The organism is Croceibacterium ferulae (genome assembly GCF_003660445.1).
GTDB lineage: Bacteria > Pseudomonadota > Alphaproteobacteria > Sphingomonadales > Sphingomonadaceae > Croceibacterium > Croceibacterium ferulae.
In genome coordinates, this window is the sequence record NZ_QZVQ01000007.1 from 118826 (window position 1) to 139959 (window position 21134).

Annotated in this window: 21 protein-coding genes; 8 read left to right on the top strand and 13 right to left on the bottom strand. The window is 68.5% G+C overall.

From position 1 onward, the window contains the following. Nucleotides 1–21: 21 nt before the first annotated feature. Nucleotides 22–393: a VanZ family protein gene (locus D5S08_RS09445; RefSeq protein ID WP_121117868.1), complete on the bottom strand. Its 372-nt coding sequence runs from the start codon at nucleotides 391–393 to the stop codon at nucleotides 22–24. Between the two features lie 283 nt (nucleotides 394–676). Here D5S08_RS09445 and D5S08_RS09450 point away from each other — a divergent pair, with 283 nt between their 5' ends. Beyond that, nucleotides 677–1291 (top strand): superoxide dismutase, encoded by a 615-nt coding sequence (locus D5S08_RS09450; protein WP_121118149.1) that lies wholly within the window; start codon nucleotides 677–679, stop codon nucleotides 1289–1291. Nucleotides 1292–1331: 40 nt separating this feature from the next. Here the strand turns inward: D5S08_RS09450 and D5S08_RS09455 are convergent, their stop codons facing one another. From D5S08_RS09455 to D5S08_RS09475, 5 genes are read right to left on the bottom strand one after another with little or no spacing between them, the layout of a single operon-like run. After that, nucleotides 1332–1556: a hypothetical protein gene (locus tag D5S08_RS09455; RefSeq protein ID WP_121117870.1), complete on the bottom strand. Its 225-nt coding sequence runs from the start codon at nucleotides 1554–1556 to the stop codon at nucleotides 1332–1334. Then, nucleotides 1553–1831: an ETC complex I subunit gene (locus D5S08_RS09460; RefSeq protein ID WP_121117872.1), complete on the bottom strand. Its 279-nt coding sequence runs from the start codon at nucleotides 1829–1831 to the stop codon at nucleotides 1553–1555. Before D5S08_RS09460 ends, D5S08_RS09455 begins: the two co-directional genes overlap by 4 nt. A gap of 32 nt (nucleotides 1832–1863) precedes the next feature. Continuing rightward, nucleotides 1864–4281 carry an ATP-dependent helicase HrpB gene (gene hrpB, locus D5S08_RS09465; RefSeq protein WP_121117874.1) on the bottom strand — a complete coding sequence of 806 codons (2418 nt, stop codon included), beginning with the start codon at nucleotides 4279–4281 and terminating at the stop codon, nucleotides 1864–1866. Continuing rightward, nucleotides 4278–5024, bottom strand: coding sequence for a nucleotidyltransferase family protein (locus tag D5S08_RS09470; protein WP_121117876.1), 747 nt, complete (start codon nucleotides 5022–5024; stop codon nucleotides 4278–4280). The genes hrpB and D5S08_RS09470 overlap by 4 nt, the downstream gene beginning before the upstream one ends. Next, nucleotides 5021–6340 carry a lipopolysaccharide biosynthesis protein gene (locus D5S08_RS09475; RefSeq protein ID WP_121117878.1) on the bottom strand — a complete coding sequence of 440 codons (1320 nt, stop codon included), beginning with the start codon at nucleotides 6338–6340 and terminating at the stop codon, nucleotides 5021–5023. Before D5S08_RS09475 ends, D5S08_RS09470 begins: the two co-directional genes overlap by 4 nt. Nucleotides 6341–6416: 76 nt before the next feature. On the opposite strand from D5S08_RS09475, the gene D5S08_RS09480 reads away from it, so the two are divergent. Together D5S08_RS09480 and D5S08_RS16430 are read left to right on the top strand one after the other, a co-directional pair. Continuing rightward, nucleotides 6417–7583 (top strand): hypothetical protein, encoded by a 1167-nt coding sequence (locus D5S08_RS09480; RefSeq protein WP_121117880.1) that lies wholly within the window; start codon nucleotides 6417–6419, stop codon nucleotides 7581–7583. Further along, nucleotides 7576–8694, top strand: coding sequence for a glycosyltransferase family 4 protein (locus D5S08_RS16430; RefSeq protein WP_162301950.1), 1119 nt, complete (start codon nucleotides 7576–7578; stop codon nucleotides 8692–8694). Before D5S08_RS09480 ends, D5S08_RS16430 begins: the two co-directional genes overlap by 8 nt. Here the strand turns inward: D5S08_RS16430 and D5S08_RS09495 are convergent. Further along, a complete protein-coding gene (locus tag D5S08_RS09495) occupies nucleotides 8684–9322 on the bottom strand; it encodes an HAD family hydrolase (protein ID WP_121117884.1) in 639 nt (212 codons plus the stop codon). The genes D5S08_RS16430 and D5S08_RS09495 overlap by 11 nt on opposite strands. A gap of 152 nt (nucleotides 9323–9474) precedes the next feature. On the opposite strand from D5S08_RS09495, the gene D5S08_RS09500 reads away from it, so the two are divergent. Together D5S08_RS09500 and zapE are read left to right on the top strand one after the other, a co-directional pair. Next, entirely contained in the window at nucleotides 9475–10257 is a 783-nt protein-coding gene (locus tag D5S08_RS09500; RefSeq protein ID WP_121117886.1) for a succinate dehydrogenase iron-sulfur subunit, read from the top strand. A 16-nt stretch (nucleotides 10258–10273) separates the two neighbouring features. Further along, nucleotides 10274–11404 carry a cell division protein ZapE gene (gene zapE, locus D5S08_RS09505; RefSeq protein WP_121117888.1) on the top strand — a complete coding sequence of 377 codons (1131 nt, stop codon included), beginning with the start codon at nucleotides 10274–10276 and terminating at the stop codon, nucleotides 11402–11404. Between the two features lie 4 nt (nucleotides 11405–11408). Here the strand turns inward: zapE and D5S08_RS09510 are convergent, their stop codons facing one another. The 5 genes from D5S08_RS09510 to D5S08_RS09530 form a co-directional block, all read right to left on the bottom strand. Then, nucleotides 11409–12599 carry a class I SAM-dependent RNA methyltransferase gene (locus D5S08_RS09510; protein WP_175578917.1) on the bottom strand — a complete coding sequence of 397 codons (1191 nt, stop codon included), beginning with the start codon at nucleotides 12597–12599 and terminating at the stop codon, nucleotides 11409–11411. After that, the gene (locus D5S08_RS09515; protein WP_338322968.1) at nucleotides 12581–13969 is read right to left on the bottom strand and encodes an NAD(P)H-hydrate dehydratase; all 1389 of its coding nucleotides are present in this window, start codon (nucleotides 13967–13969) and stop codon (nucleotides 12581–12583) included. The genes D5S08_RS09510 and D5S08_RS09515 overlap by 19 nt, the downstream gene beginning before the upstream one ends. Continuing rightward, the gene (ilvD, locus tag D5S08_RS09520) at nucleotides 13966–15825 is read right to left on the bottom strand and encodes a dihydroxy-acid dehydratase (RefSeq protein WP_121117894.1); all 1860 of its coding nucleotides are present in this window, start codon (nucleotides 15823–15825) and stop codon (nucleotides 13966–13968) included. Before ilvD ends, D5S08_RS09515 begins: the two co-directional genes overlap by 4 nt. Before the next feature lie 106 nt (nucleotides 15826–15931). Next, entirely contained in the window at nucleotides 15932–16660 is a 729-nt protein-coding gene (locus tag D5S08_RS09525; RefSeq protein WP_121117896.1) for an N-formylglutamate amidohydrolase, read from the bottom strand. Next, nucleotides 16657–17469: a 4-(cytidine 5'-diphospho)-2-C-methyl-D-erythritol kinase gene (locus D5S08_RS09530; protein WP_241557333.1), complete on the bottom strand. Its 813-nt coding sequence runs from the start codon at nucleotides 17467–17469 to the stop codon at nucleotides 16657–16659. The genes D5S08_RS09525 and D5S08_RS09530 overlap by 4 nt, the downstream gene beginning before the upstream one ends. A 127-nt stretch (nucleotides 17470–17596) precedes the next feature. Between D5S08_RS09530 and D5S08_RS09535 the strand changes: the two genes are divergently transcribed. The 3 genes from D5S08_RS09535 (at nucleotide 17597) to D5S08_RS09545 (ending at nucleotide 19428) form a co-directional block, all read left to right on the top strand. Beyond that, on the top strand, nucleotides 17597–17770 hold the full coding sequence (locus tag D5S08_RS09535) for a DUF1328 domain-containing protein (protein ID WP_121117898.1): 174 nt from the start codon (nucleotides 17597–17599) through the stop codon (nucleotides 17768–17770). A 34-nt stretch (nucleotides 17771–17804) separates the two neighbouring features. Continuing rightward, nucleotides 17805–18893, top strand: a complete 1089-nt coding sequence (locus D5S08_RS09540; RefSeq protein WP_121117900.1) for an AI-2E family transporter — start codon at nucleotides 17805–17807, stop codon at nucleotides 18891–18893. Between the two features lie 67 nt (nucleotides 18894–18960). Then, a complete protein-coding gene (locus D5S08_RS09545) occupies nucleotides 18961–19428 on the top strand; it encodes a DUF3617 domain-containing protein (RefSeq protein ID WP_162301951.1) in 468 nt (155 codons plus the stop codon). On the opposite strand, the gene D5S08_RS09550 is transcribed toward D5S08_RS09545, so the two are convergent. Continuing rightward, nucleotides 19429–21099, bottom strand: a complete 1671-nt coding sequence (locus D5S08_RS09550) for an electron transfer flavoprotein-ubiquinone oxidoreductase (RefSeq protein WP_241557334.1) — start codon at nucleotides 21097–21099, stop codon at nucleotides 19429–19431. It abuts the gene before it with no gap. Nucleotides 21100–21134 lie beyond the last annotated feature (35 nt).

Consider the following 21134-nt stretch of genomic DNA (forward strand, 5'->3'; position numbering starts at 1 on the left):
CCTGCGTTGCAGCCAAGCGGTTCATTGCGTGCCCGGTTCCGCAGCCCGGTGGCCGAAAAACTGACGCATCGCCCCGACGACCACAAGTCCGACCAGCGTGGCCGCGCCATCGGCCAGCCAGTCCAGTCCGCTGCCCTCCCGATTGAGCATCGGCAGGGCCCATTGCGCCACCTCGATCGCCAGGCCCAGCAGGATCATCGCCAGCGCGATCGTCCGCAATCGACTGTGGGGATAAGCGAGCCCGGCCAGGACGGTGAGGGTGAAGAAGGCGATCATGTGCTGCCACTTGTCGCCCAGCCCGGCCGTTGGCACCGGGGTTGCAAGCGGCCACAGCGCCATTGTGACGGCAAAGACGGCCGCAGCCCAGAACAACAGGCGGAAAAGACGGGTCATGTGCCGCAGCGTAGCGGAGCGACGCTGCGGGCGAAAGGGCATGTTGCAATGCAGCAGGCCCGGGGAGCTCGACAGCGCGCGCGGATGACTGATGGAAACTCGCTGCCTTTGCGGCGTTCCATCGGTGACCCAACCGCATTAGGGCGGCATGGACGGTATCGATCGCGGGAGATGCAGCTTTGCCCATCCACGTTCCACGCCGCACCATGCTGGCCGGTTCGCTGCCACGATGGCTGCGGCTGCCTTTCCGTCCATTGCCAATACTCAGCAGGAGACCAATTCCATGAGCACCTTCACCCTGCCCCCGTTGCCTTACGCCTATGACGCGCTGGAGCCCGCCATCGACAAGGAAACGATGACGTTCCACCACGACAAGCACCACCAGGCCTATGTCACGGCCCTGAACGGCGCCGTCGATGCCGATCCCGCGCTGCAGGGCAAGTCGCTGGAAGAACTGGTCGCCGTGGCGGGCACGCTGGCGCCGGTGGTCCGCAACAATGGCGGTGGCCACTGGAACCACTCCTTCTTCTGGGAGATCATGGGCCCCGATGGCGGCGCACCCAGCGCCGAGCTGTCGGCCGCCATCGACGAAGCCTTCGGCTCGCTGGACGAGATGAAGGCCAAGTTCAAGGAAGCGGGCACGAAGCAGTTCGGCTCCGGCTGGGTGTGGCTGATCGTGGGCGCCGACGGCAAGCTGGCGATCACCTCCACGCCGAACCAGGACAACCCGCTGATGGACGTCGCCGCCACCAAGGGCGCGCCGATCCTGGGCAATGACGTGTGGGAGCACGCCTATTACCTCACCTACCAGAACCGCCGCGCGGACTATCTGGAAGGCTGGTGGCCGGTCGTGAACTGGACCAAGGTCAGCGAGCACTTCGCCGCAGCGACCGCCTGATCGACCGATGCGAGATCCCCGGCGCCGACGGTGTCGGGGATCACCGTCGCCGCATCAACAGCCGGCCGATTTTCGGAAATCGTGAATTCAAGCCAAGCAGAACGACGGCGAGGCATGCCAGCCCGACCGTGGACGCCGCCTCAAAGCCCAGGCGCGAACCGAGGAAGTCGACGGCGATGTACTGGAAGCATTTGCCCAGCACGACCCCTGCGCCGATGATCGCCACCGTTCCGGCCAGCGCACGCAGCGCCGGCAGGGCTGTCACCGGAAATTGTCGGCGTAGGCCTGAATCTTGAGGCGCTTGGGCGGCGTGGGATGCACACTCGCCTCGATCCCGTACTTCTCGGCATAGGCCAGCGCCGCCTCGCAGGACGCGAACTTCAGCGTGACCTGCTGCTGCGTGTCCCCGCTGCCGGCCCACCCCATCAGCGGATCCGGCTTCTTCGCCTCTGCCGGGACGAAGTCCAGCAACCATTGGTCGGTCTGCGCCTTGCCGCTTTGCATCGCGCTTTTGGGTCGTTCGTAGATACGGGCCTGCATGGACCTGCCTTTCCCCTGAAAAACGATTCCGATCAAGACCGTTCGAATGCGTTCCGGGTCTTGAGACTCGGCTTCTCGGCCCAGGGTTCCCCCGGCCAGCGATGGCGGGGGTAGCGGCCCTTCATGTCCTTGACCACATCGGCCCAGCTGCCGCGCCAGAAACCGGGCAGGTCCCGCGTCGCCTGGATGGGCCGCCCGGCCGGGCTGGTCAGCTTCAGCAGCAGCGGCGTGGTGCCGATCATCGGATGCCGGTCGAGCCCGAAGCAGGCCTGCACCCGCACCTCCACGCTGGGCGCATCGTCCCCGGCATAAACGATCGGATGATGCGAGCCGACGGGACTGATCCATTCGCGCGGAGCCACCCGGTCCAGCCGCTGGCGATCATCCCACGCCATGCTGTTCAGCAGCGCCTCCGCCACCCGGCCAGGCGCCACGTCCAGATCGCGGCGACCGCGTAGCAGAGGGCCGAGCCACGACGCAGCACCGGCGCGCAAAGCCTCAGGCCGCAGTGCATCTATCCCGGCGTATCCACCGCGCGCCAACAGGGTTTTCGGCAGCATATCCGCAAATTTATCCACAGCCTTGTCCAGCAGCAAAGCGTGGATCGCATCCTGGTCCGGCTGCGGGTCCGAGCCCGTGGCCAGCGTGATCGCGCCGATGCGCCGCTGCAGGCGTGCCTCCACCCGCTCGCCCGTCCAGTGCAGCACCTGCCGCCGCTCGATCCGCCCGGCCAGCCATTGCTCGACCTCCGCCGTTTCCAGCGGCAGCGCGGCGGTGATGCGCGCTCCCTTCGCCAGACCCGTCGCATCACCGATCGCCAGCCATTCGCTGCGGGCGAGCGGCGACGTGGGGTCCAGCACAAAGCCGCGCCCGCCGGCAGCCAGCCAGTTCTCCCCCGAAGGATCGCGGCGCCGAGCCAGATTGTCCGGCTGCGCCAGCGCCAGCAGGATGCCGGGCGGCGGGCTGCCCGCCTGCTGACGCGGCTGAAGCCTGCGCGCCATCGCAGCCCAGCGGCCCGCCAGCTTGCGGCTGGCCTCCGCCTTGCCGCCGCGTTCGGTGGCGAAGCGGGACAGGCGGTGCGCCAGATCCTCCCCGCGGCCGCCCAGTCCGCGCTCCTGCAGCAGCAACGCCAGCCGTGCGGCCTCCTCCGCCTGGCCCCACTCCGCCCCATGCAGCAGCATTGCGGCCTGCCACGGCGCCATGGGCAGGGTGGCGACCTGCCGGCCAAAATCCGTCAGCTGCCCCGCCCGATCCAGCGCATCCATCGCCTGCAGCCGTGCCTGCGCCGCCTGCAGCGAGGCGGCCGGCGGCGGGTCCAGCCAGGGCAGGCTGGCAGGATCGCCCGTTCCCCAGCGCGCCAGCGCCAGGGTCAGGGGAGCCAGATCGGCCACCACCATCTCGGGCGGATCATAGGGCGCACGCCCGGCATGGCCGGCCTGTTCCCACAGGCGATAGGCGACACCCGGCCCCTGCCGCGCTGCTCGCCCGGCACGCTGGGCGGCGGCGGCCTGGCTGGCGCGGGTGGTGACGAGGTGAGTGACGCCCGCCGCCTTGTCGAACTCCGCCCGGCGGGCAAGACCGCTGTCGACCACCACGGCGACGCCATCCAGCGTCAGCGATGTTTCGGCGATGGCGGTGGCGAGGACGATGCGGCGGCGCCCGTCCGGGTCGCGGCGCAGCGCGGCGCTTTGCGCACCCGGCTCCAGCTGACCGTGCAGCGGCAGCACCGGCACGCCCGGCAGGCGTTGCTCCAGTCGCTCGCGCACCCGCTCGATCTCGCCCACGCCAGGCAGGAAGGCCAGCAGGTCGCCATCCTCCGCCCGCCAGGCGGTCAGGATCGCGCCGGTCATCGCCTCGTCGATCCGCAGCTCCGCCCGGGCACCCAGCCACTCGATCCGCAAAGGATGGGCGCGCCCTTCACTCTCGATCACCGGCGCATCCGCCCCCAGCAGCCGGGCAAAGCGCGCGCCGTCAATCGTCGCGCTCATCACCAGCAGGCGCAGGTCCGGGCGCAGCACCGCCTGGCTTTCCAGCGCGAGGGCCAGGCCGAGATCGCTGTCGAGGTGCCGCTCATGCGCCTCGTCGAACAGCACGGCACTGATGCCGTCCAATTCCTGATCGGCCAGCAGGCGATTCACGAAGATCGCCTCTGTCACCACCAGGATGCGCGTGGCGGCGGACTGCCGGCTGTCCAATCGGGTGAGATAGCCCACCCGCTCGCCAACGGGCTCGCCCAGCGAGTGCGCGATCCGCTCCGCCGCGGCGCGTGCAGCCACGCGGCGGAGGCTGAGCAGGATGACCTGACCGCTGCACCATGGCTGGTCGAGCAGCGCCGGAGCGACCGCCGTGGTCTTGCCCGCGCCCGGTGGCGCGATCAGCACGGCGGAGGAACGGTTGCGCAGCGCCGTCAGCACATCCGGCAGCACGGCGTCAATCGGCAGGCCGCTCATTGTCCCAGCAGGCGCTGCACGTCCGCAAGATCGGCAGGCTTGTCCACGTCCACCGCCGCCAGCCCGTCCGTTGCCGGCACCAGAGCGATGCGGCACCCGATCCGCCCGCCCAGCCGCTCCAGCGCGGCGGCCAGCGTCAGCCGCCCGGAAAGATAGCGCAGCAGCAGGCCGGGGCCGAGCCGGGCGACGATCCGCCATGGCCGCTTGCGATCCGCCTCGACCCGCGTCCATTCGGTGACCGCCCGACGTGCCGCGGGGCCACGCAGCAGGAACAGGTTGCAGCCGGACCAATGGCCATCGGCAAAGCGCAGATAGGTGCGGCGGCTGCCCGGCAATGCGGCTTCGACCGCCTGCCGTTCCGCCAGCATGATCGCCACGTCGCTGACCGGCGGCGCACCATCGACCAGCTGGTGCACCCATTCGGGGCGCAGCAAGGCGTGATCGGAAGTCGTGATCAGCAGCGGCGTGCCCGCCAGCTCCAGCCCCGCCAGTACGCTGCCGCTGGGGCCGGCTGCGGGCGCGATCACCTCGGCACCCAGCCGCGTTGCAAGCTGAGCCACCGGCCCGGGCGCGCAGCTGACCAGGATGCGCGGGCAGCCCGCGACCCGCAACGCCTCGACGACGCGCGCCAGCATCGGCTCGCCGGCGACCTCGATCAGCGCCTTGTGCGCCACGCCCATCTGTTCGGCGAAGGGATCGCCGCCGGGGCGCGATCCGGCCAGGACCAGCGCGGTGACGGTCATGCCGCCTCACTCGCCCGGCGCAGCGCCACGAACACCAGCAGGCTGAGCAGAAGATAGGAGACGGCAAAGCCGATCGCGACCGCCCAGCCGATCCCCACCGCGCCGATCCCTGCCAGCTGCAGCACCGCCGCCACCAGCGCCAGACCAGCCAGCGCACGGGCCAGCAGCGGATACAGCGCGTGGCCCAATGAATGCAGGATCGGCTCGTATGTGGCGCTGGCCAGGTCGAAGGCCGCGCCCACGATCAGCGGGATCAGCACCACGCCGCCGCGCGCGAACTCCGCCCCGCCCACCAGCGCCAGCAGGTCCGCCCCCACCAGTAATGCCAGCACCGTCACCACCAGCCCGGCAGCGCCCGCCATGGCGGTCACCTGCAGCACCAGCTTGCGGAAACCAGCGGTGCCATTGGCCAGCCGCGCCCGCGCGAATTCCGGATAGACCGCGCGGCTGAGCAGCTGCGAGATCTTGCCGAATCCCTGCGCCAGCTGATCCGCCAGCCGGTAGATCCCGGCCGCGCTGGTGCCAAGGAAGTGGCCGACCGCCAGCAGCGGCCCCTGCTTGAACAGGGCGTCCAGGATCGATCCGACATAGGTGATGCCGAAAAAGCCGATCACGCCCGGATGTTCGCGCAGGGTCAGCGAGAACGGCCCGAAATGCCGCCGACGCAAGGCATGCGGGGCAATGCGCACGGAGGCGATCCAGTAGATCAGCGCATTCAGCAGGTCGATCGCGGCCCAGGCGATCAGATAATTGCGCACGGAGGGTGCTGTCGCCATGATCGCCAGAGCGGCGACCAGCCGCCCCACCGGGACCAGTGCTTCCACATAGGTTGCGAGGTCGAACCGGTCGAGCACGCGAATGATGCCGTTGGGCGTCGTCTGCCGCGCCCACAGCAGCACGCAACTGAACAGGAAGGCGATCTCGACAAAGGCTGGATTGAGCTCCAGCACATCGGCAAAGCCGTGATAGATCACCCAGGCGATGCCGCACCCCAGCGTTGCGCCGGCGGCGTCGATCGTGCCGCACAGCCAGACCAGCCGGCCGAAGCGCGCCCAGTCCTGCCGATGGACCGCCTCCGCCCCGAAGCGGACCAGCGTCTTCCAGGTCTGGAAACCGACAATCGCCACCAGCGCCTGGCCGGTGCCGAAGATCAGCGCAAAGTGCCCGAAGCCGCGCACGCCCAGCGATTGCGACAGCACGGCAAGGTAGGCGAGGCTGCACACGGCACCAAAGCCCTTCCCGCCCAGGATCCAGCCCAGATTGCCAAGGATGTTGGACAGCCCCTTGCGCGGCGGCGGGGCAGCGGGGGTCTGCATGGCAGGCGCCTTGGACCAGCTTGGCGCAAGATACAAGTTGGCCCGGCCCGCACCCTTGCGCTAGCGGCTGCTCGCGATGACGCGCATCTGTTTCCTGTTCAATCACGACCAGCTGCACCAGGTGGCGCACAGCCTGCCGATCGCACTGGCGCTGGCGGAAGCCGGCGGCGCGGAGGTCACGCTGGCTGTGGCAAGCGAGGCGCTGGCCACGCATGTCCGCCGTCTGGCGGGCAACCGGCTGGCAGCGTGCCGGCTGGTCCGGCTGTCGCTGTCCAGCCCCGTGACCCGCAGCCTGGCGGGCGTGCTGGAACGGCTGGTGCCCGCCCGCAAGATCCTGTTGTATAGCGACAATCTGGCATTCTTTCGCCAGTTCGATGCGCTGGTCGTATCCGAGAAAACCAGCCTGCTGCTGAAGACGCGCCTCGGCCTGGATCGGCTGCGGATCATCCATACGCGGCATGGCGCCGGCGACCGGGCGATTGGATTCGGCCGGGAAAGCGCGCTGTTCGATCTGGTGCTGGTGTCCGGTCCCAAGATCGCGCGGCGACTGCAGGCGGAGGCCGGCCTCGATCCTGCGCGCATCAGGATCGTAGGCTATCCCAAGTTCGACCTGTTCGCCGATGCGCCGCCGATTGCGCTGCCCTTCCCTGATCCGACGCGGCCCGTCGCGCTGTATGCGCCACACCCATCGCCCCGGCTGTCGAGCTGGTTCGACATGGGGCAGCAGGTGCTGGACGCCTTTGCCGCCAGCGACCGCTTCAACCTGATCTTCGCCCCGCATGTCATGCTGTTCCAGCGGCGCTGGACAGTGACGATCAGCCCGCCGGCGGTCCGTCGGATGCGTTGGCCAGACAGGCATGGCGCGTCCAACATTCTGATGGACCTGGGAAGCGCGGCCAGCAGCGACATGAGCTACACCAACCGCGCCGACCTCTATATCGGCGACGTCAGCAGCCAGATCTACGAATATCTGCGCCACCCACGCCCCTGCCTGGCGCTGGATGCCCATGGCGTCGACTGGCAGGGCAACGCCGATTACGCGCACTGGCAAGCGGGGCCGGTGGCCGGACCGGGGGTCGACATCATCGCCGCCTCCGAACAGGCGATGGCGACGCATGCAAACTACCTTCCGGCGCAGCAGGCCCTGCTGGCGGATACGTTCAGCGTGACCGATCGCCCGTCCGCGGTGCGATCCGCAGAAGCGATCACAAGCTTCCTGGCACAGGAGAATGCCCGTGATTGATCTGTCGGGTCAGCGCATCTGGGTCATGGCCAAGGGATTTGCGGCGGAGGAAGGCGGCATGCAGACCTATGCCGAGGGTGTCGCCCACGCCTATGCCGCGGCAGGTGCGAAGGTCACCGTGTTCACCCAGACCAGCAACGGGCCGCGGCACGGACCGCACGGCCCGGTGCTGCTGGTCGATGTGGGGGCGCGCCCATCCCCTCTGCTACCCTGGCGACTGGCCACCGCCATGCGACGGCAGGCAGGTGCGGAAGGAGCGCCGCAACTGGTGCATGGAACGACCTGGCGCACATCGCTGCTGCCGATGGTACTGGGCCTGCCCTATGCCACCACCTTCCACGGGCGTGAGTTCATGTATGGTGGGAGAACCCGCCTGGCACTGATGCGCCGCATTGCGCAGCGAGCCCGTGTGGTGTGCGCGGTCAGCGAGTACAGCGCCGGGAAGCTGCGGCAACGGTTGGGGCCGGAGTGCCCGCCGGTCACCGTGGCGTGGAACGGGCTGGGCGAAGATGCGCCGGGGCCGGCACCGGCACAAGTCAACGAACCGCCGCAGATCTTCTCCCTGTGCCGGCTGGAGCCGCGCAAGAACATCACCGCTTGCGTGACCGCGCTCGCCCGCTTGCGCGATGAGGGATTTGCCTTTCGGTACGTGATCGGCGGGCGCGGCCCGGCGCTGGCGGAGGTGCAGGAGCTGGTCCTGCGGCTGAAGCTGTCAGACTGCGTGGAGGTCGCCGGCTTCCTGCCGGCGGAGGAGACGGCGAGGCTCTATGCGGAGACAGACATCTTCCTGCACCCCCAGGTTGCAGCGGATGGTGGACGGGATTTCGAGGGGTTCGGCATCGCCATCGCCGATGCCATGGCGGCAGGCTGCGCGGTGGTTGTCGGTGCGGAGGGTGGCGCGATCGAGCTGATCGAGGACGGCGTCACCGGGCTGGCGGTGGATGGCCATGATCAGGCGGCGCTGGAGAACGCCATCCGCCGGCTCCTGACCGGGGCGGATCGCCGCAAAGCGTTGGCACGAGCGGCTGAAACCCATGCCCGTGCGACCTTCCGCTGGGACCGGCATGTCGAGCGCATTCTCGCTGCGGCAGGTCCGCCGTTCAGCGGCTGAAATCCACCGCCTGCCAGCCACGCGCCCGCGCGCGCGCCGCCTTGCGCGGATTGCGCGTGACGAAGAACGCCTCCTCCGCCCGGTCCAGCAGCGGGGCATCAGCGAAGCTGTCGCTGTAGAAGCGCAGCGGCTCCGTGCCATGGCCCTCCTGGGCCAACCATGCCTCGACCTGCGCCAGCTTCTGCGGCCCGTAGCAATTTGGCTGGTTTAGGCCTTGCTCCTGCCACGCGCTGGCGACGAGATGCTCCACGGACAGCGCGTCGGCGATATGCCGGGCATAAAAGGCGTAGGCAGCCGTGGCGATTACCACGGTGCGTCCCTCCCGTCGGTCACGCTCCAGCGCTGCGCGCGCGCCCGGCTGCAGGTCCGCCATGCGGGTGACGGCGAAGGCGGCCGCAACCTTGTCCAGCCGCGCCGGCGAAGGCCGCCCCACCAGCAGCCGCATGCCGGAATGTTTCAATGCGGTGCGGCCGACCAGCCCGGCCTTGTGCGCGACCAGCAGCACCACCCACAGAGGTGCCAGCACCAGCCGCCACGGTGCCAGCCGGGTCGCGGCGAACAGCAGGAACGGCGTAAAGGTCGCCCGGGCCAGCAGCGTGCCGTCGAGATCGTAGATGGTCAGCTTCATGCAGCCGTGCAGTGCCCTGCGTGGGTCATCGCTGCAAGAGTGCCGGGCAAGTCCGCAAAAGCGCCACTGCCTCCTTGCCCTGACCGGCAAAGGGGCTAGATAGGCGGCAACAGCTTTCTCGAAAATACAATCAGGGACGCGCGCGAACCGCCATGGCAACCTTCACCCTTCCCAAGAACAGCAAGATCACCGCCAAGGGGAAGGTCCACGCCGCGCAAGGCGCCAGCCGGGTGCAGAAGTTCCGCATCTATCGCTGGGACCCGGATAGCGGCCAGAACCCGCGCTACGACACGTTCGAGCTCGACCTCGACCAGTGCGGCCCCATGGTGCTGGACGCGCTGAACAAGATCAAGAACGAGATCGATCCCACGCTGACCTTCCGCCGGTCCTGCCGCGAAGGCATCTGCGGTTCGTGTTCGATGAACATGAACGGCAAGAACGGCCTGGCCTGCACCACCGCGATCGAGGATCTGAAGGGCGAGATCCGCATCACTCCCTTGCCGCACATGGATGTGATCAAGGATCTGGTGCCGGATTTCAGCCACTTCTACGCGCAATATGCTTCCATCCGCCCTTGGCTGCAGACGGCAACCACCACGCCAAGCGGCAAGGAACGCCTGCAGACCCCGGAACAGCGCGAGAAGCTGGATGGGCTGTATGAGTGCATCCTGTGCGCCTGCTGCTCCACGGCCTGCCCCAGCTATTGGTGGAATTCCGACAAGTTCCTGGGCCCGGCGATCCTGTTGCAGGCCTATCGCTGGCTGGCCGACAGCCGCGACGAAATGGCGGGCGAGCGGCTGGACCAGCTGGAAGATCCCTTCCGCCTGTATCGCTGCCACACGATCATGAACTGCGCCAATGTCTGCCCGAAGGGGCTGAACCCGGCCAAGGCGATCGCCGAGACCAAGAAGATGCTGGTGGAACGCGCAGCCTGAGGCTGCGCAAACGTCCTTGTCCGGCATGATTCAGGAATATCGCGCGCTTGTCCAGCGCGGCGAACTGCGCGAGGATGCGGAGCAGGCCGCCGCGGCCGAGCGGCTCGACCTGTTGCAGCGCGAACTGGCGCAAGGGGAGAGCGAGAGCGGATGGCTGCGCCGCCTGCTTGGCGGACGTCGCAGCCGATCACGGGGCGTGTACATGTGGGGCGGCGTCGGGCGGGGCAAGTCCATGCTGATGGACCTGTTCCACAACACCCTGCCCATTCCCGAGAAACGCCGCGTCCACTTTCATGCCTTCATGCAGGAGGTACACGAACGTCTGCGGGACGCGCGCCGTTCGGAAAGCGGCGATCCCATCCCGCCCGTCGCGGCCGCCATCGCGCAGGGTCTGCGCGTGCTCGCCTTTGACGAGATGGTGGTCAACAATTCGGCCGACGCCATGATCATGAGCCGGCTGTTCCGCGCCCTGATCATGGATGAAGGCGTCACGGTGGTCACCACCAGCAACCGCGTGCCGGCCGACCTGTACAAGGACGGCCTGAACCGTGAGCATTTCCTGCCATTCATCGCCCTGATCGAACGGGAGATGGACGTCCTGACCCTGAACGGCCCGACCGATTACCGGCTGGACCGGGCCGGTGGTCTGGATCGCTGGCTGTGGCCGCTGGGTGATGCCACCACGGAACAGCTGCGGCAGGCCTTCTTCCGCATGACCGACTACCCGCCCGAAGATGCGGAGAATGTCCCTTCCTGCGAGCTGGAGGTCAGCGGCGGACGCAGCCTGCATGTTCCGAAGGCGCTGAAGGGCGTGGGCGTGTTCTCCTTCAAGCGGCTGTGCGTGGAACCGCGCGGCGCCGCGGACTACCTGGCGATCGCGCGCGAGTTCCACACGGTGTTCATCGCCGGCATTCCGCAGCTGGGGCCGGAGACCCGCAACGAAGCGGCGCGGTTCGTCACCCTGATCGACGCGCTTTACGAACATCGCGTGAAGCTGTTCGCCGCAGCCGCCGTGCCCCCGGCGGAGCTGTACCGGAACCCGGCCAAGGCAGATGGCGGTAGCTTCGAATTCGAGCGGACGATTAGCCGGCTGGAAGAGATGCAGAGCGACAGCTACATGGCGCTGGGCCACGGCACCGAGGACTGAGCGCCTACCTTACAAACAGGCTGGCCAGTTCCACATGCGTCGACCAGCGAAACTGCCCCACCGGGCGCAGCTCTGGCAGGCGGTAGCCGCTGGCCACCAGCAGCGCCGCGTCCTTGGCCCAGCTGGCCGGGTTGCAGCTGACATAGACGATGCGCGCTACGCCGCTTTCGGCCAGTTGCACCACCTGCTCGCGCGCGCCGGCGCGGGGCGGATCGAGCAGGACGGCATCGAACCGGGCGAGTTCCTCCGTCCGCAACGGGCTACGGAACAGGTCACGGTGCAGCGCCTCGATCGGCAGGCCATATTTGTTGGCGGCGGCGCGGCAGGCGAGGTGCGCATCCCGCGCCGCCTCCACCGCGGTGACGCGCGCGCCATCCGCCGCCAGCGCCAGCGCAAAGGTGCCGAGGCCAGCGAACAGATCGGCGACCTGCCCTGCCCCGGTCAGCCAATGCCGAGCTGCGGCGACCAGCGCGGCCTCTCCATCCGGGGTGGCCTGCAGGAACCCGCCTGACGGGTAATGGACCGGCGTGCCGCCCAGCGTGACGGTGACCGGCTGCGGCTCCCGGAAGGTTTCCGGCCCATAGCCCTGGTCCAGCACCAGCCGGGCGAGGCCCAGCTCCTCGGCAAAGCCGATCAGCGTCTCTGTCTGATCCAGCCCTTCGATCGTCAGGCCCTTTATCGTGCAGTCCAGGCCCTGATCGGTCAGCGTCAGCGTGATGTCGGCAGCATGTTTCCCGCCCCGCTTGCCCAGCATACGGCGCAGCGGCGCCACGGCGGCGAACAGCTCCGGCGCCAGCACGTGACATTCGCGCATGTCGATGATGCGGTGAGAGGCCCCTTCGCGGAAGCCGACCGATCCACCGCTGGCGTGCAGCGTGGCACGGCGGCGGGTCCGCGGCGGGCTGAGGTGCGCCGGCGCAATCACGGCGGGGGACAGGGTTTCCGCCGGCAAGGTGACGCGATCCTGCACGAAACCAGCCAGCGCCTCCTCGTCCAGATGCTGCAGCTGGCAGCCGCCGCAGCGGCCGAAATGGCGGCAAGGCGGGACGGCGCGATGCGGGCCGGGCTGCACGGTGCCGTCGGGCTGCACGATATCGCCGGGCGCGGTCAGCGGCAGGTGGCGGCCGCTGTCGGTGACGCCGTCGCCCTTGGCCGCCACGCGGATGATCGTTTCGGTCACAATGCTTCTTTCCATGCTTGCGGCAAGGCGGCGATCAGCGTGTCGGGCAGCAGCACGGGGCCTGCCAGCCGCGCAGCCGCGCCGTGCAGCCAGAGTGCCTGCTCCGCCGCCGCGACGGGGCCGGCACCGGTGGCCAGGCGGCTGGCGACCAGACCCGCCAGGACGTCGCCAGTACCCGCGACGGACAGCCAGCTGGTCGCCGGCGGCGTGAACACCAGCTCACCATTCGGGCCGGCGACAATCGTGTCGGCTCCCTTGGCGATAACCACCGCGCCGGCGGCCTTGGCAAGGGCCTGAGCCTGCGCCACCTTGCCCGCTGGCGCCACCCCGAAGGCACGACACAGGGCCTCCAACTCGCCGGCATGCGGCGTCAGCAGCAGCGGGGCGCGCCGTTCTCGTAGGCGGGCAGGGGCCAGCAGGTGCAGCGCATCGGCGTCCAGCACCAGTGGATGACCCGAGGCAAGCGCCGCATCCAGTCGCGCGAGCGCGTCCTCGCTACGCCCCAGGCCCGGCCCGGCCAGCACGGCAGTGACCCGGTCGTCAGCCATAGCATCGATCGCCCCGCCCGTCTGCACCACAAGATCGTCCGGCACACCATCCGGCCGATCCACCGTCACCAGACGCACATAGCCGGCCCCACCGCGCATGGCCGCACGCGCCGCCAGCAGGGCCGCACCCGGCATCGCTCCGCCGACTACCGCCAGCAGTCCGCGACTATACTTGTGAGCCTTCGCCGTCGGCGCTGACAGCTTTGGCCGGCCGGTCAGCCGACCCGCACCGTTCACCGGATCGATTCCGATCGGAACAAGCCGGCGCTCGCCCATCGTGGCGCTGGCGGGCATCAGCCAGTGCGCCCGCTTCCAGGCGCCGAGCGCCAGCGTCAACTGATAGTCGGGCAGCCCCTCATTCAACGCCGTCCCGGTGTCGCTGTCGATCCCGCTCGGCAGGTCGATGGCGATGCGGAACGGGTGCGCCGCTGCCAGTTGCTGCAGCAGACCGGCAAGCTCCGGCGAAAGTGCGCGCGTCAGGCCGGTGCCGAACAGGCAGTCCACCAGGACGGCTCCCGGAGCTTCGCCGACCGGCATCCCGCCCCATTGCCCGGATGCCCAGCCCGCAGCTTTGGTCGCGGGCGCCGACGGCGCCACCACCTGCACCGGCACACCGCGCTCCGCCAGCACGCGGGCGATGACATAGCCGTCGCCGCCATTGTTGCCCGGCCCGCACAGCACGGTCACCGCGCGGCCGGCGGCAACGCGCCAGACCCACTCGGCCGCGCCGTTGCCGGCACGCTCCATCAGCGCGGCAACCGAGGTGCCACGGGTGATCAGCACATCTTCCGCTGCACGCATCTGCGCGGCAGTCAGGACCTGGTCGTGGGAAATCAGCGGCCCCGCTTCAGCTGGGAGATGTCGCGCACCGCGCCGCGCGCCGCGCTGGTGGTCATCGCCGCATAGGCCTGCAGCGCGACCGACACCTTGCGCGGCCGTGGCTCGGCCGGGGCCCATGCGGCCTCGCCCTTGTTCTCCATCGCGGCGCGGCGGTGGGCCAGCTCCTCGTCGCTCACAGCCAGGCTGATGGTGCGGTTCGGGATGTCGATCGCGATCGTGTCACCCTCCTCCACCAGCGCGATGGTGCCGCCCTCCGCCGCCTCGGGGCTGACATGACCGATGCTGAGCCCACTGGTCCCGCCGGAAAAGCGCCCGTCGGTGATCAGTGCACAGGCCGCGCCCAGCCCCTTCGACTTCAGGTAGCTGGTGGGATAGAGCATTTCCTGCATGCCCGGCCCGCCGCGCGGCCCTTCATAGCGGATCACCAGCACGTCACCCGCCACGATCTGCTCGGTCAGGATGGCAGTGACCGCCGCATCCTGGGATTCGAACACACGAGCCGGGCCGGTGAAGGTCAGGATGCTGTCATCCACGCCGGCCGTCTTCACGATGCAGCCGTCCAGCGCCATGTTGCCATATAGCACGGCAAGGCCGCCATCCTGGCTGAAGGCGTGCTCGGCATCGCGGATCACGCCTTCGCTGCGATCGAGGTCCAGGCTCGCCCAGCGGCGGCTCTGGCTGAAGGCGACCTGCGTGGGCACGCCGCCGGGCGCCGCGGCGTAGAATTCATGCACCCGGTTGTTGCGCGTGCGGCCGATATCCCAGTCGTCCAGAGCGTCTGCCATGGTCGGGCTGTGCACCGTGGGCAGCGCGGTGTTGAGCAGGCCGGCCTTTTCCAGCTCGCCCAGGATCGCCATGATGCCGCCTGCGCGATGGACATCCTCCATGTGGACGTCGTTCTTGGCCGGAGCCACCTTGGACAGGCACGGTACCTGCCGGCTCAGCCGGTCGATGTCGCGCATGGTGAAGTCGACGCCGGCCTCATGCGCGGCGGCCAGCAGGTGCAGCACGGTGTTGGTGGACCCGCCCATGGCGATGTCCAGGCTGATGGCGTTCTCGAACGCGGGGAAGCTGGCGATGGTGCGCGGCAGCACGCTGTCGTCGTCTTCCTCGTAATAACGCCGCGCCAGCGTCACGATCAGCCGCCCCGCCCGCTCGAACAGCTGCTTGCGGTCGGCATGGGTCGCCAGGGTGGAGCCGTTGCCGGGCAGCGAGAGACCCAGAGCCTCAGTCAGGCAGTTCATCGAATTGGCGGTGAACATGCCGCTGCACGATCCGCAGGTCGGGCAGGCATTCTGCTCGATGGCCAGCACATCGGCATCGCTCATCCGGTCGTCGGCGGCGGCGACCATGGCGTCTACCAGGTCCAGCGCCACTTCCTTGCCGTTCAGCACGACCTTGCCGGCCTCCATCGGCCCGCCGCTGACGAACACGGCGGGGATGTTGATGCGCAGCGCGGCATTCAGCATGCCGGGCGTGATCTTGTCGCAATTGGAGATGCACACCATCGCATCGGCACAATGGGCGTTGACCATGTACTCCACGCTGTCGGCGATCAGGTCGCGGCTGGGCAGGCTGTAGAGCATGCCGTCATGCCCCATGGCGATCCCGTCATCCACCGCGATGGTGTTGAACTCCTTGGCCACGCCGCCTGCCGCCTCGATCTCCCGCGCGACCAGCTGGCCCAGATCCTTCAGGTGGACATGGCCGGGCACGAACTGGGTGAAGCTGTTGACGACGGCGATGATCGGCTTGCCGAAATCCTCGTCCTTCATGCCGGTCGCCCGCCACAGGCCGCGGGCGCCCGCCATGTTGCGGCCGTGAGTGGTGGTGCGCGAACGATAGGCGGGCATGGGCAATTCCGGTATGCGAGGTGGCGGGATCGGTTCAGCTGCTACACCATTCCGGCCGCGCCTTGAACCGGGCAAAAACTTGGGTGCGGCGAAGGCATGGTGCCGCTCAGCCCAGCCGCCGGACGACCTCCAACGCAACACCGGCAATCCGCGCGGCCCATTCCCGCTGGCCGGTGGCGTCACGGATCAGGTCGTTGCGCACCTCGATTGCGCAGTAAGGCCGGCCATGCGCCTCCGCATGGCGGTTCTGGGATGCGTTCAGCAGCAGACCCGAATAGGGCTCGTTGTCACCTACGACGATCCCGTCCTCGGCCGCGAACAGCTCGATCGCATGGCGCGCGGCGCGGGCATCCTGGTTGTAGAGCAGGCCGACATGCCACGGCCGCTCGGCCGGTGCGCTGGCGAGACGCGGGGTGAAGGAATGGATCGCCAGGATCAGCGCCGGCTGTGCCGCTTCCAGCCACTGCGCCAAGGCCGCATGGTACGGCCGGTGCAGCGTGGCGATGCGCGTCGCGCGGTCCGGATTGGCGGAGCCGGCAGCATTGCCCGGGATGGCAAAGCCGTCACTCACCTCCGGCATCAGGCCGGGCGAATCCTCCTCCCGATGCAGGTCGATCACCAGCCGGCTGACACAGGCGAGGAAGCCGGGGATGGCGTGGTCCGTGGCGAGATGTTCGGTGACCCCCGCCGCGCCGATGTCCCAGCCCATGTGATCATCCAGCACCGTTTGCGGCACGCGGAGATCATAGCCAGGCGGCACAAGGTTGCTGGCGTGATCGCATATCGCAACGATGCCGCCGGGCTGCGGATCGCCGATGCTGCGCCAGAAGGTCATCGCAGCGCCCCCGCCATCTGCCACCAGCCGGGCTGCTGGCCGGCAACCTGTGCGGCTGCCCCGTCCCGGTCCTGCGGGGTGCGATAAAGCGCGAAGCAGGTCGCGCCCGATCCGCTCATCCGCACCAGCCATGCGCCGGTTTCCCGCAGTGTCGCCAGCACGTCGGCGACAGGCGGGCAGAGCGCGATTGCCGACGCCTCCAGATCGTTGCGTCCCTCCGAAGCGATGTGCGAAGCAGGCCCGTCCGGCAGCGGTCCACGGTCGCGGCCATCCCAGCCGGCGAAGACCGGCCCGGTCGGCAGCGGAATGCGCGGGTTGACCAGCAGCACCGGCGTGCCCGCAAGGTCGCTGTCCAGGGGTTGCAGATCGGTGCCGGTGCCGCGACCGATGCAGGTGACGCTGTCGACACAGGCCGGCACATCTGCGCCCAGTCGCGCCGCGCGGTCCGGCCAGTCACCCGGCAGCCCGGCCATGTCCCGCACCGCGCGGAACAGGGCGCCCGCATCGGCCGAGCCGCCGCCCAGCCCCGCCGCGACCGGCAGGTTCTTTTCCAGCAGCACCGCCAGCCCGCCGGCATGCGGCAGTGCGCCCAGCGCCCGCATCACGATGTTGCCGAACGGATCGGTCAGCGCCGGTGCGAACTCGCCCGTGACCTGCAGGCTGTCCTGCGCCGCCGCGCGCACGCTCAGCCGGTCGCCGGCATCCACGAAGGCGAACAGCGTCTCCAGCTCGTGGTAGCCATCCGGCCGGCGGACCCGCACGTGAAGGGCCAGGTTGATCTTGGCGAAGCCCGTGACGCTCATGCTCATGCCAAGCACTTAGCGGCTGCGACCGCGATTGCCAGATGCCGGCGGTCCGACAGGGCGCCCCGGAACATTGTGCGCTGCAGCATCGTTGCTGCCAGAAATCCGGGTTCGAAGCAGCAGGACATACACCATGATCAGACTTGCCGTCATCTTTGCCGTCATCGCCGCCGTGCTCGGCATCCTGGGCTTTGGCGGGATTGCTGGTGCTGCCTGGGATGTCGCGCAGATCTTCTTCTGGATCGCGGTGGTGATCGCTGCCGTGCTGTTCGTGCTGGGCTTAACCATCTACAAGAAGATCACCTGACACGCGCGTTGGGTTGCGGGGGGAACGTGAAAATATGAGCATCGAGGAAACAGGGCCCGTGCCGCAATCGGGCCACGATCCAAATCGCTGGACCGTGGGCCGCATCGTGACCGCTGCCGTGGCGATCATGGCGGTGATCGGGCTTGCCTGGCTGCTGGTCGATCTGTCGCAATTTCTGCTGCTGATCTTCGCCGCCGTGGTGCTTGCCTGCATCTTCGACGCGCTGGCGGATGGGATCGGCAGGCTGACGGGGCTGAAGTCGCGCGGCATCACGCTGACCATCGCGGTGCTCGTCCTGCTGCTGGTGTTCATCGGCGCGTTCGTGCTGTTCGGCGCCCAGTTCGCGCAGGAGATGAACACGATCGGCGAATCGATTCCACCGGCACTGGAGCAGATCGAAGGACTGCTGCGGCGGCTCGGCTATGGCGGCACCCTGACCGGCCTGCTGGAACAGGGCACGCAGGATCTCTCCTCCATTGCCAGCCGCGTGGGTACCTATGCCTTGGCGGTGGGCAGCGGGCTGACCGACTTCGTCCTGGTCTTCGTGGCCGCGATCTTCATCGCCGCCGATCCAGGCCTGCACCGCCGTGGGCTGGTGCTGCTGATGCCCCGCCCGGCGGAACAGCCGGCGCGCGAGTTCCTAGACGATTGCGGCAACGGGTTGCGCGGCTGGATGCTGGGGCAGGCGGTCTCCTCCGTGCTGGTGGGGGCGCTGACCTGGGCCGGGCTGGCTCTGCTGGGCGTCCCCGCCGCTGGTGGACTGGGCCTGATCGCCGGCCTGCTGGACGTGATCCCGCTGGTCGGCCCGGTGCTGGCGGGCATCCCCGCGGTGCTGCTGGCCTTTACCGTCTCCCCCATGACGGCGCTGTGGACGGTCGGCCTGTTCCTGGTGATCCAGCAATTGCAGGGCAATTTCCTGCAGCCGATGATCCAGAAGCGCGCGGTGAACGTGCCGCCGTCGGTGCTGCTGTTCGCGGTGTTCGGCGCGGGCGTGCTGTTCGGTGGGCTGGGCGTGCTGCTGGCCGCTCCGCTCACCATCGTGCTGTTCCTGTTCGTGCAGCGGATCTATGTCCGCGACCTGCTGGGCAAGGACATCACGGTTGCCGGGCAGGAGGACGCATAGGCAGGCTGGCCGGTCCGTCCGCAATCCGGTAAGCCTTGCGCAGCGGACCCATGCGGGAGCGCCTGCCATGCCTCGTCACCTTGCCTTGCTGCTTCTCCCCTTCCTGGCCGCATGCGGGCAGGAGAGCGCGCCCGCCGGCGAGGCGGATGCCGCGGCCGCCACGGCGGTCGACCGCCCGGCACAGGCGCTCTCACCAGGGCGGTGGCAGGTGGCAAGCACCATTGCCGGCATGGGCGAAAGGCAGAGCGAGCATCTGTGCATCACCGCGGAGCAGGCCGCATCGGGCCGCTTCCTGGTGGGCGAACTGCCCGAAGGCTGCGCGCTGGAGCGGGACAGCATGGCTGGCGGGCGGATCGATTTCGCGCTGCGCTGCGGCCAGATGGCCAGTACCTTCACCGGAACATACGATGCCACGACTTACCGCACGGAGACCACGGTCGACATGGGCGCGGGCGAGCCGATGCGGGCGACCAGCACCGGCACCTTCGTCGGCCCGGACTGCCAGGCCGACGATCAGCGACTTACGGTCGACTGATCACATGTTCGGATAATTCGGCCCGCCGCCACCTTCCGGCGTGACCCACTCGATGTTCTGGCGCGGGTCCTTGATGTCGCAGGTCTTGCAATGGACGCAGTTCTGCGCGTTGATGACCAGCTCCGGCTCGCCCTCTTCCACCCCGGAATATTCGTACACACCCGCCGGGCAGTAGAACTGCTCCGGTCCGGCATAGATCGGCCAGTTGACCCGTTCCGGCAGGGTCGGATCCTTCAGCTTGAGGTGGCTCGGCTGATCTTCCTCGTGATTGGTTCCGGACAGGAACACCGATGACAGGCGGTCGAAACTGATCACGCCATCCGGCTTGGGATAGGCGATCGGCCGGAACATGTGCGCCGGCAGGGTGGCCGCATGATCGGGATGGTGCCCCAGCGCGCCCAGCCGGATGCCGGCGGTGCGCAGCCACATGTCGGCCCCGGCCAGCACCGTGCCGACCGTCCCGCCCAGCTTCGCCACCAACGGCTGCGCGTTCTGGACCTTCTTCAACTCCTCCGCGATCCAGCTGGACCGCACCGCCGCATCATAGCTGTCGAGCTGCGCATGCTCCTCGCCCGCGGCGATGCTGGCGGCGGCGGCTTCGGCGGCGAGCATCCCGCTCTTCATGGCGGTATGCGTGCCCTTGATCCGGGGCACGTTCACGAACCCGGCGGAACAACCGATCAGCATGCCGCCGGGAAAAGCCAGCTTCGGCACGCTTTGCCAGCCGCCCTCGTTGATGGCGCGCGCGCCGTAGGAGACGCGCTTGCCGCCCTCCAGCAGCGCGCGGATCTCCGGGTGCTGCTTCCAGCGCTGGAATTCCTGGAACGGGCTGATGTAAGGATTGGCGTAGTCCAGCGCCGTCACGAACCCCAGCGCCACCTGGCCATTCGCCTGATGGTACAGGAACCCGCCGCCCCAGGCCTTGTCATGTTCGGACAAGGGCCAGCCTTGCGTGTGCACCACCTTGCCGGGCTGGTGCTTCGCGGGATCGACGTCCCACAATTCCTTCACGCCCAGGCCATAGACCTGCGGCTGGCACTCGGCATCCAGCGCGAACTGCGCCTTCAGCCGCTTGGCCAGGCTGCCGCGCACGCCTTCGCCGATCAGCACCTGCTTGGCGATGATGCCCATGCCAGGCTGGTAATCGTCTTTCGGCTTGCCGTCGCGGCCAACACCCATGTCCTGCGTGATGACGCCGATCACCGCGCCGGCATCGTCGAACATCAGCTCCGCCGCCGGGAAGCCGGGGAACACCTGCACGCCCAGCGCCTCGGCCTGCTCCGCCAGCCAGCGGGTCAGGTTCGCCAGGCTGCCGGTGTAATTGCCGTCATTGCTCATCAGCGGCGGCATCAGCAAATGCGGCATCTCGCGCTTGCCGGTTCGGCTCAGCACCCAGTGATGATTGCTGGTGACCGGCACCTCCGCCAGCGGGCAGGTCTCGCGCCAGTCCGGCAGCAGCTCGTCCAGCGCACGCGGATCGATCACCGCGCCCGACAGGATATGCGCGCCGACCTCGCTGCCCTTTTCCAGCACCACCACTTCCAGATCGTCGTCGATCTGCTTGAGGCGGATCGCCGCGGCCAGGCCCGCCGGGCCGGCACCGACGATCACCACGTCCACCGGCATCGTCTCGCGCTCGACCCCGTCCACCAGTGTGCTATCTGCGTTCATCGGTCGGACTTGATCGCTCCCCCCAGGAAGGTCAA